At 64.0% G+C, this 9,200-nt stretch carries 10 protein-coding genes and 1 pseudogene; 4 read left to right on the top strand and 7 right to left on the bottom strand.

The annotated features are described in order from the left end of the window. Nucleotides 1-122 (top strand): annotated as a pseudogene (locus WBB07_RS00575) (IS481 family transposase); the annotation flags it as partial. Here WBB07_RS00575 and WBB07_RS00570 read toward each other — a convergent pair. Further along, nucleotides 119-1,315 (bottom strand): cytochrome P450, encoded by a 1,197-nt coding sequence (locus WBB07_RS00570; RefSeq protein ID WP_011856882.1) that lies wholly within the window; start codon nucleotides 1,313-1,315, stop codon nucleotides 119-121. The pseudogene WBB07_RS00575 and the gene WBB07_RS00570 sit on opposite strands and share 4 nt — an antisense overlap. 73 nt (nucleotides 1,316-1,388) lie before the next feature. Here WBB07_RS00570 and WBB07_RS00565 point away from each other — a divergent pair, with 73 nt between their 5' ends. After that, nucleotides 1,389-1,985 (top strand): TetR/AcrR family transcriptional regulator, encoded by a 597-nt coding sequence (locus tag WBB07_RS00565; protein ID WP_011856881.1) that lies wholly within the window; start codon nucleotides 1,389-1,391, stop codon nucleotides 1,983-1,985. Next, the gene (locus tag WBB07_RS00560) at nucleotides 1,982-3,031 is read left to right on the top strand and encodes an LLM class flavin-dependent oxidoreductase (RefSeq protein ID WP_011856880.1); all 1,050 of its coding nucleotides are present in this window, start codon (nucleotides 1,982-1,984) and stop codon (nucleotides 3,029-3,031) included. The genes WBB07_RS00565 and WBB07_RS00560 overlap by 4 nt, the downstream gene beginning before the upstream one ends. A 48-nt stretch (nucleotides 3,032-3,079) precedes the next feature. Here WBB07_RS00560 and WBB07_RS00555 read toward each other — a convergent pair whose 3' ends face one another. From WBB07_RS00555 to WBB07_RS00545, 3 genes are all read right to left on the bottom strand, one after another. Beyond that, nucleotides 3,080-3,544 carry a DUF6188 family protein gene (locus WBB07_RS00555; protein WP_024449209.1) on the bottom strand — a complete coding sequence of 155 codons (465 nt, stop codon included), beginning with the start codon at nucleotides 3,542-3,544 and terminating at the stop codon, nucleotides 3,080-3,082. Nucleotides 3,545-3,622: 78 nt separating this feature from the next. Then, entirely contained in the window at nucleotides 3,623-4,294 is a 672-nt protein-coding gene (locus WBB07_RS00550) for a TetR family transcriptional regulator (RefSeq protein ID WP_011856878.1), read from the bottom strand. After that, nucleotides 4,291-4,803 carry a PaaI family thioesterase gene (locus tag WBB07_RS00545; RefSeq protein WP_011856877.1) on the bottom strand — a complete coding sequence of 171 codons (513 nt, stop codon included), beginning with the start codon at nucleotides 4,801-4,803 and terminating at the stop codon, nucleotides 4,291-4,293. Before WBB07_RS00545 ends, WBB07_RS00550 begins: the two co-directional genes overlap by 4 nt. 102 nt (nucleotides 4,804-4,905) lie before the next feature. Here WBB07_RS00545 and WBB07_RS00540 point away from each other — a divergent pair, with 102 nt between their 5' ends. After that, nucleotides 4,906-5,598 carry a TetR/AcrR family transcriptional regulator gene (locus WBB07_RS00540; protein ID WP_011856876.1) on the top strand — a complete coding sequence of 231 codons (693 nt, stop codon included), beginning with the start codon at nucleotides 4,906-4,908 and terminating at the stop codon, nucleotides 5,596-5,598. Nucleotides 5,599-5,947: 349 nt separating this feature from the next. Here WBB07_RS00540 and WBB07_RS00535 read toward each other — a convergent pair whose 3' ends face one another. The 3 genes from WBB07_RS00535 to WBB07_RS00525 form a co-directional block, all read right to left on the bottom strand. Next, nucleotides 5,948-7,282, bottom strand: a complete 1,335-nt coding sequence (locus WBB07_RS00535; RefSeq protein WP_011856875.1) for a hypothetical protein — start codon at nucleotides 7,280-7,282, stop codon at nucleotides 5,948-5,950. Between the two features lie 128 nt (nucleotides 7,283-7,410). After that, on the bottom strand, nucleotides 7,411-7,743 hold the full coding sequence (locus WBB07_RS00530) for a helix-turn-helix domain-containing protein (protein WP_024449211.1): 333 nt from the start codon (nucleotides 7,741-7,743) through the stop codon (nucleotides 7,411-7,413). Next, a complete protein-coding gene (locus WBB07_RS00525) occupies nucleotides 7,733-8,860 on the bottom strand; it encodes a tyrosine-type recombinase/integrase (RefSeq protein WP_046363131.1) in 1,128 nt (375 codons plus the stop codon). The genes WBB07_RS00530 and WBB07_RS00525 overlap by 11 nt, the downstream gene beginning before the upstream one ends. Between the last annotated feature and the right edge of the window lie 340 nt (nucleotides 8,861-9,200).

Genomic DNA, 9,200 nt, shown 5'->3' with positions numbered 1-9,200 from the left:
CCGAACGCTGCGCCGAGTACCCGATCTGGCTGCACACCTACAATCACCACCGCGGCCACACCGCACTCGGAGGCAAAACACCCGCTAGCTGTGTACCTAACCTCTCAAGTCAGTACAGCTAGACCGGTGTGGTCCAAGTGATGGGCAGCGATGTGTAGCCGCGGATCGGTCCGGACCGCAGCCGCCGCGCCGATTCAAGATCGACCTCCCAGTCGGGCACCTTGTCCAACAGAGCATCCAGAGCGATGCGGGCCTCCATCCGCGCCAGTGCCGCGCCCAGACAGAAGTGGATGCCGCGACCGAAGGCGACCTGGTGCTCACTGGTGCGCTCGATGTCGAACACGTCAGGATCGGGGAAGGCGCGCTCGTCGCGGTTGGCCGACCCGAACAGCAGCAGCACCTTCTCACCTTGACGCATGGTCGTGTCGTGCAGTGTGACGTCGCGGGTCAGGGTTCGTGAAAGTCCCTGTGCCGGTGAGTCGTAGCGCAGCAACTCCTCAACTGCCGGCCCCAATAGTGTTCGATCGGCGGCCAGGCGTCGGCGGGTCTGCCGATGCTGGGCCAGCACGACCGCGGAGTTCCCCAGCAGATTGGTGGTGGTCTCGTAGCCCGCGACGAGCAGCAGCGCGCAGAAGCCGAGGACTTCCTCGTCGGTCAGTCTGATCCCGTCGACTGTGGCGTTCGCCAACGCCGACATCATGTCCTCGCGGGGGGTTTGGCGGCGGTCGGCGAGGAAGTCGGTGAAGTAGGCGTAGATCGAGGTGGCGGCGGTCAGTGCGTCGGTGGTTTGTCCGTGGTTGACGTCGACCTGGACCAGTTGGCTCGACCACAATCGGAACTGATCACGATCGGTGGCGGGAATGCCCAGTAGATCGGCGATCACCGCGGCGGGCAGGATCGCGGCGAAGTCGGTCACGAAGTCCGCCGAACCAGAGCCCTCGTCGAGGCGCTCGAACAACTCCGCGGCCATCTGTGTGATGGCGCCCTGCAGCCCGGCCACCCGCCGGGGAGTGAACGCCCGGCTCACCAGGGCACGCAACTGGTCGTGGCGCGGAGGGTCCATCACGATCATCATCGGCAGGAACGAGCCGATGAAGTCCGATCCCGGTGGGGTGGGGAAGATGCCGTCCACCGAGGAGTACGTGCCGTGATCCAGTGCTGCGGCCTGGACGTCGGCGTGCCGGCTCAACACCCAGGTATGGGATTCCTCGGCGCGGTACACCGGAGCCGTGTCACGCAACGACCGATACGTCGGATAGGGGTCGTTGAGAATCGAGGCGTCGAACGGGTCGTAACGAATTTGCACCGAGACCACCAAGACCTCCGACCACCAAAGTAACGACGGTTTAGACTCGCAGTCTAAACCGGCCGAACGGGACAGGGGGGCAATGCGCAAGATTCCACGTCAGATCTCTGACCGGCTTCCCGCCGCGGCGGACTTGTTCGCCGAGAAGGGGCTCAACGACTCCAAGATCGAAGACGTCGCCGCGGTGACCGGTGTGCCGAAAGCGACGCTGTACTACTACTTCGCCGGTAAAGAGGACATCCTTGCTTTCCTGCTCGAAGACCTCCTCAAGGACATCTTCGATGCTGTGACCGCGATCGTGCACACCGGCGGCACCGGTGCCGAACGCCTCGAACTCGTGATCCGCGCACAACTGCGGGCAATGGCGCAGCGGCCAGCGGTATGCCGTGCACTCATCGGCGAATTGGGACGAGCGGCCCGCATGCCGGCTATCGCCGAGATGATCAATACCGCCTACCAACAACCCGTCGAAACCCTGCTCATCGAAGGGGCCCGCGACGGATCCCTCGTCGCTCAGCCCGATGCGCGATCGACGTCGATTGCGCTGTTCGGCGCGGTCACCATCAATGCACTCATGTACCTGGTCACCGATAACCACCTCGACGAGACGGTGGTCGCCAGCACCCTCAGCGCCGTCATGTTCGACGGGCTGCGCCCGCGCACAGGAGACCAGTCATGAGCACCTACGGCCTGTCGGTTCTCGGCGCGGATCTGAAGTCACTGGCCCAGACCGCCCAGGCCGCTGATGCGGCCGGGTTCGACGCCGTATGGGCCTCGGAGTTCTATTCTCGGTCCGGATCGATCTCCATGGCCGCGATGGCCAACAGCACCCAGAACTGTCGGATCGGTTCCTCCATTCTCTACGGCGTCGGCCGAAGCCCCCTGGTGCTGGCCACCGAGGCGCGCGACCTCGACGAACTCTCCAACGGACGACTGGTACTCGGCATCGGCAACGGCACCAAACGGATGATGGGCGACTGGCACGGCGTGCCCGACACCTCCGCACCCGCCCTGCGGATGGAAGAACTCGTGATGCTGCTGCGCCGGATATGGAACCTGCATGAAGGCCCGATCCATCACGAGGGCCGTTTCTACAGAATGAATCTCACCCCGACCGGCGACGTGGGACCCTCCAGCAGGCCGATCCCGATCGTCACTGCCGGTGTCCGGCCCCGGATGTGCGAGGCGGCCGGGCGGGTGGCCGACGGCCTAGCCGGACATCCGCTGTTCACAACCACCTACGTCGAAGAGGTCGTCCGGCCCGCTATCGCCAGGGGCGCCGCGCACACCGGCCGCGACCCCAATGACGTGGAAATCATTTCCATGGTGATGTGCGCCATCCACGACGACGCCGAGGTCGCCAGGCGCGAACTGGCGCAGCAGATTGCGTTCTACTCCTCGGTCAAATCCTACGAGACGGTACTCGATGTGAACGGCTTCGCCAGCGAAGGCCGAGCCATCCGGCAAGCATTCGCCCAGCGCGATTTCCCGGCGATGTTCGCCGCTGTGTCCGAGGAGATGATCGACGCCATGGGTGTCGCCGGGACGGCGCACGAGGTCCGTGAACAATTGAGACGGTACAACGGCGTCCTCGACCACATCATGCTGTATTCACCATCGGTCGGCATCACTGCCGAACGCGTGCAACAAAACCTCGACAGCATCATCCGGGAATGCTCGCCCGCCTCGATGTCGCCAGGGCGGTCCTGTCCACGTTCAACCTGATCCACGTATTGCCGCCCAAGTCGACCCGTCGCAGTGTCCGCGGCCGGATTAGTGGGTCTGCCGCGCCGACCCCGCCGATGATTGCCTGACGCTGTTGACGATGTTGGCGTCGTCGGTGTCGGGGAGGTCATGGCGGACCACGCGTACCCGTCCTTGAGGTAGACAGGCCATGTAGCCGTGGCGCATGCCATAGAGCTCCCACGCTGTCTGTTCAGCGTCGGGATCGACATCGATGCGATGTCCGCGCGAGAAGCTCAGGTGTAGCCCTCCATCGTCGCTGGACCAGGCCTGGGTGCACAGTGCGCCGGCGAGGTTCAGCAGCGGGCGTTCGTGGGTCGCGATCCTGAGGGGGTCAATACGCACCGCCTCGATGGGGTAGGTGCCGACGGCAGGAAGCGTCAATAGTAGGGGGCAGGAGATGACGATTTCGTTGTAATCATCGAAATCCAGAACCAGGCCGCCGTGCAGCGAGAGGCGTTGTACGACAAGGTTTTCGATCCATTGGGTGTACATGGCAGTCTCTTTTCGACGCATCGTTGAGCCGTATCCCCAAAGAGTACGCCAAGTATCGCTGCGATACCAGCAGTATCGTTACCGGTAGACGGCTGGCCTAGCAGCGCTGGTCACGACGCGCCTGGTGGCTCGGTCAATGCGGTCGCGGGTGTCGGCGGCTGTCGCGCGGTGGCCGCTGAAGGCCACGAGGTTGGCCAGCCAGATGTCGGAGATGATCCCAGCCACGTGCAGATCGGTAGGAGTGGGCTCGCCGCCCCTGAGCGTGCGGGCCAGCAGGATCTGGATCTCATCGGCCGCGCGGTCGAGTTCCGCGGCGGCGCGGGTATCTGCGACTGCGAAGGCCCGTGTCATGGCCGTCGTCAGCCATGGGTCGCGCTGCCAGCGGTCATGCAGATGTGCGGTGAGCCGTTCGAGCCGTTCCAGCGGTGTGCCCTCACCACTCGCCCAGTCCCCGGCCGAGTCGAGTCGACGGAACTCGCGCGTCAGCGCTGCCACCAGCAAGTGGGTTTTCGCCGGGAAATAGCGGTAAAGCGTGCCGACGGCGATGCCGACCCGCTCGGCAACTGTCCGCATCTGAACCGCCTCGTAACCACCCGCCGCGGCCACGACCAAAGCTGCATCAAGAATGGTCTCCCGGCGCCGTGCGGACGCGCGTGAACGCGACGCGTTAGCGGCTCGCTTCTCTGCAGCGACCGAGTTCGCTTCCGAAGGCGGGGTTTTCCCGTGGCTGCGCGCCTGAGGGACAGTCATGACGGCTCCGGGTCGAGGCCGCCGCGGCGCGAGAACTGCTCCAGAAGATCGCCGAAAGCGCTGACATCGCCGTGTGCGGCGAAGTGCTCAGGGCTGACGACAATGAACACTGCACTGGCGGTGAAGCGGGCGATCCCACCCTCACCCGTGCCTGTCGCCGTGACATGCAGCGCCCGCCCTTCACGAGAGACGATGTGGGCAGTAATCCGGTGGGTCTGATGCAGCGGCACCGGCCGCAAATATTCGACCGTCAGGGTGCGGGTCACCGCCGGGGTTCCGGCGATCCACAACGTGAAGCCCAGGACGTCATCACATGCCGCGGCCACTGCCCCGCCATGGGCCAGGCCCGGGGCCCCGATATGGCGCTCATCGAACGTCACATCGGTGTACACCGCGTCGCCGCTACGATGCACCACCAACCGCAGTCCGTGGGGGTTGTCCGGGCCGCAACCCATGCATGTCGTGGTGTGCGAGGGCAGCCGCTCGGGCGGCAACAGGCTTTCGGGCACCGTCACCCTCCAATACGATCGGTTTCGCTGCGCTACCGTTAGTACCACACTGCTAGACTGCCGTGACAGCATCGCGTGAAGATCGACCGCCGAGGTGAACGAGTGAGCGACAGTCAGGCAGTGCCCGTCCCTGACGACGACGTGGACCCTCGGCTCATCCGGTCACGCACCCGGCTGCTGGATGCTGCGGCAACGCTACTGAGCACCGGTGGGGTGGAAGCGGTCACTATCGATGCCGTCACCAAAGCATCCAAAGTGGCCCGAACCACGCTGTACCGCCACTTCCACAGTTCGTCGCATTTACTGGCAGCCACGTTCGAACGCCTACTTCCACAAGTGACCACTCCGGCACCGACCAGCGGACCCCTCCGTGAGCAGCTGATCGAATTGCTCAGCCGCCAAGCCGCCCTTTTCAACGACGCACCGCTGCATGTCACGACACTCGCGTGGCTCTCATTGGGGCCCACCGGCTCCAATGCCCAAGCGGAAGACCGCCACACATCCGGGGCGCTACGGACCCGAGTTGTCGATCAATATCGTCAACCATTTGACGCCGTACTCACCAGCCCAAAAGCTCAAGCCGAACTCAACGACTTCGACCAGGAACTGGCGCTTTGCCAACTCGTCGGACCACTCGCCTTCGCCCGAATGACCGGGCTTCGCACTATCACTCACAATGACTGCGCGAACATCGTCGATGACTTTCTCGCCGCCCACCGCAACACCGACAGCGACGCCATAAAATCGAACATCGCCACCAAGAAGACGGGCCGCCCGGCGCGCTCAGCTCGCTAGGCACAACGAAATCACAATGTCGAGCCGGCTGGTCTTCGGGCCCTTTTCGCCTCTCGCAAATCGCGTCGGTGATGGCATCGAAGGACCATTCGTCGCCATCATCGGCGAGGCCGTACGCTGGTTTCCGTTCCACAGCGAGGTGCGGAGACTCGCAGCAGGGTAGTGAGCTACCCGAAGTGCAGGTCACCCGCGGTTCGGCGTCTCAGACGCTTGAGGGCGCGCAACTGCTTGAACCCGTTTCTCGATTGCTTGACTTGTGGCGAGGAGGATTGACAAAGAACAACTTTGACGAGAGCAGGCGAATCGTGGCCTCGGCGGCATGGAGTGGTTACGACATCGCTGTTGCGAGTTAGCTCCGCCTTCGATGCGGCATTGATCTGCCGCGTTCGGTGACGTAATCGGTCCAGTCGCGGGCGGCGAGTTTGGCCCAGGCGGCTGCGTTCTTGGTGGTGATCGCGAGCAGTTCGGCCAGCACGGGTGCGGGCATGTCGCTGGCGAGCTGGAAGAGGGCGGCTTTGCGATGTTCGTAGGGTTTCACCCCGACCGCGACGAGCTGGGTGCGGATGTTCTCGGTGGACAGGTGGGTGCCGGGAAGTCGGCCGGGGAACAGCCAGCCCGTATGGGATGGGGTGTAGCGGCTTTCGCATTGCTGCTCCAGATGCTCGCGGATGAGGTCGTCGAGTAGGGGAGGCATTTGGATGGGGATGGCGGCGAAGACGACATGCACGGCGTGATCGTCGGAGATCGAGATTTGGCTTGATCGCAGGGCGACGATGCGCGAAAGAGGTTGGGCGAACAACAATGTGAGCAGTCCCGCGATGCGGGTTTTGCGGCGGATTGTGTCGTCGTGCAGCAGCCGCCCGACGGCGGCCCACCGCTGGGAATCCGAGACGGTTACCGAGGGAGGTGACCGTGGCGGATCGGTGACCCTCAGTGTGGTGTTGATGCGGGATTGGCGTAGCCAGACGAGGAAGGCGTACTCGGCAGTGAGCGGCCTCCGGTGGAGCGCCTGGTAGCGCTCCAGCATCTCCTGTGTCGCTGTCGCCGGAGTGGCGTCGTGGGTGTGCAGAAACGCCATGAACTGAATCGCCACGCGGACGCGACGACGGCAGGCATCGGTCATCGATCTCGTCAGCCGGTTCTCGTGGGAGGCCTTGCGCATCTGGCGCAGTACATGCCAATGCGCGAATCGGCGAACGATGGCGGCGTCTTCGGCCGGAAGCTCGGCTACAACGTCCTCGATCCAGGGCAGCATCCGTTCGACGCGGATGTCGATCGGGCCCAGAACGCCGACCGCGACCAGGAGGCTGCGCAAGTAATCGTGGGCTCGGTCCGAGGGAAGATCGCTGAAGGTGTCGTGGCTGATTTCACGCGTTCCGCAGGCCATGTCGCGAAGGAGCTGCGGGCCGGTACCGGGCTTCTTTCGCAGCCACCAGAGCACCGTCTGTGGGCGGTCGGCGTTGATCAGTTCGTCGAACACGGGCCGTAGTCGGTGATGAATCGTGCCGCTGATCGGGTCGGTGAGCAGCTCGGTGAGGCGCTCGCGTAGGAAGCAGCGGGCGCATCGGTAGAACCCGTAGGGGTGTTCTTCGCGGCCGCATTCGCTGCAGGTGAAGATCGATGCGACACCGGCGCAGGAGGCGCACACGATGGCATCGTCGAGCTGCCACGCCAGTGGCCGCACGGTCTCACACCGCGGGCATTTCTCGGGGTGATAGTGCCGTCTGCGACGGCATGCGACACAGATGCGACGCCCGTGCGTCAGTGGGGTTAGCCGGATGGTGCTTGCACACTCCCAGCAGGCCCGCTGAGTCACTGGTTGTCGTGGGGGCGGCGGATGGTGGCGCGGATGGGTCGCAGGTCGCCGATGCCGGGTCCGCTGTCGTTGACCGCGGGCGCCTCACGGACTTGTTCGGCGACGAGCTCGAGCAGGTCGTTGGGCGTGCACGACAAGATGTCGCAGAGGGCGGCGAGCAGGTCGAGATTGATGCGCTGCGGGGGCTTGGTCGCGATCCGGTGCACCATCTGTCGGGAGATCTCCACGCCACGCTCGTGCAGCGGTGCGACAAGGTCGGTGGTGGCGAACATTCCGTTCTGGGCCATCAGCTGACGCAGGTTCCACCGCAGCACGGTCCTAGTGCTCATCTCCGCCTTCACCTGTCGTCGTGGATGATCCGTAGACGCGGCGCAGCGCCGCCTGCAGTGTTTTGGTCTTGAAGTCGTCGGACACCGAGGTATAGATCGCGGTGGTCGAGGCATACGAGTGCCCCACCTGTTCGGTGACGAACCGCTCCGGATAACCGAACTCGATCAGATGGGTGACATAGGAGTGCCGCAGGCAGTGCAAGGTGAGCTCGGCAGGCAGTCCCGCTTGCACCCGTGCGACGGCGAATCGCCTATCCATGGTCTTGGTCGCCACGCGCCGTCGACGCTCGGTCAGCCAGAGCTCTTGACGGTTCCCGGGGCTGAGGAGTGGGCGGCCGTGGTCGACCCATTGGCGCAGTCCGTCGATCACCCAGTCGAACTCCGGAACGGCGAGCACGGTGCGACGCCTGGGAGAGCTGCCGCGACGTGATTTGGCGTAGCGAACGTGGACGGCGCCGAACGTGCCCCAGGCCGGCATCCGCGAGTTCGGACGCAGGTCGGCGAGATCGAGATAGCACAGCTCGCGGCGGCGTAAACCGAAGGCGTAGGCCGTCTTGATCATCTGTGCGTCGCGCAGCGCCGCGAACGCGCCTTTGTTCCTGGACCGAGCGAGAACATCGACGCGATCATCGAGGAAATCGAACAATGTTTCCAGTTCGTCGTAGGTGAACGGGCGACGCGCGGGCTTGCCCTCGTAGTCGACCAGATGCGCGGCGGTGTTGTAGTCGTGACAGACCTGCGATGGGATCCGTCCGAACCTGTTCTCGCATTGCGCGATCCAACCGTAGCGGCTATCGAGTAGGTAGTCGCAGAACATCCGCAACGACATGTGATAGCCGCGAATGGTCGACGGTGCTTTGCGTTCCGGGCCCGACATCAAAGCGGCCGTGAAGTCTTCGACATCGCCGGCAGTCCAGTCCCACGGAGGCGCCCCGGCGAACTCTGCGAACCGCCGCACCAACGCCAGCCGCGGCTCGATCGTGGCCTCAGCAGCGAGTAGCCGAGACGCCTGTTGACGACCCCACCCAGACAGCATCGCTTCGAAGACTGCGCTGGCCTCGTCCAGGTGAACCACGCCCGAGGCAAGAACCAAGTGCGCCGACCCCGGAACGCTCACAAGAGAACCTCCATCTATCGTCAACTTAGAGTTGTCAATGACAACCGCAAGTTACCACACCTGCGAGCGAAATCCGTCTACCAGGAGGAACACGAAAGTGGTTCAATGAAGCGCATCCGGCGCTGGTCCCATGCGCCAGATATACGCGTCAACTTCAGGTTGATTCGCGACCTTCTGGACCTGAGTGCAAGAGGTGTGTGGTCTGTGGTGGGGCTACGGAAGGGGGTCATGGGGCTGGGAGCTGAGTGGGCGGTGCGCGGTGGTGAGGGACGCGGGCTGCGGGCGCGGAGGAAGTGAGTGGTGGTGGACGGATGTGGTGAAGGCGAAAAAATTGGTGGGA

This window comes from Mycobacterium sp., from assembly GCF_049647605.1.
Classification (GTDB): Bacteria; Actinomycetota; Actinomycetes; order Mycobacteriales; family Mycobacteriaceae; genus Mycobacterium.
The sequence above is the reverse complement of the archived record's forward strand: the minus strand, read 5'-3'. Positions and strand labels throughout refer to the sequence as shown.

Excerpts from the sequence above, each read along its gene's own strand:
- WBB07_RS00550 (WP_011856878.1), bottom strand. The coding sequence starts at position 4,294 with ATGACTGTCCCTCAGGCGCGCAGCCACGGGAAAACCCCGCCTTCGGAA.
- WBB07_RS00565 (WP_011856881.1), top strand. The coding sequence starts at position 1,389 with ATGCGCAAGATTCCACGTCAGATCTCTGACCGGCTTCCCGCCGCGGCG.
- WBB07_RS00555 (WP_024449209.1), bottom strand. The coding sequence starts at position 3,544 with ATGTACACCCAATGGATCGAAAACCTTGTCGTACAACGCCTCTCGCTG.
- WBB07_RS00530 (WP_024449211.1), bottom strand. The coding sequence starts at position 7,743 with ATGAGCACTAGGACCGTGCTGCGGTGGAACCTGCGTCAGCTGATGGCC.
- WBB07_RS00560 (WP_011856880.1), top strand. The coding sequence starts at position 1,982 with ATGAGCACCTACGGCCTGTCGGTTCTCGGCGCGGATCTGAAGTCACTG.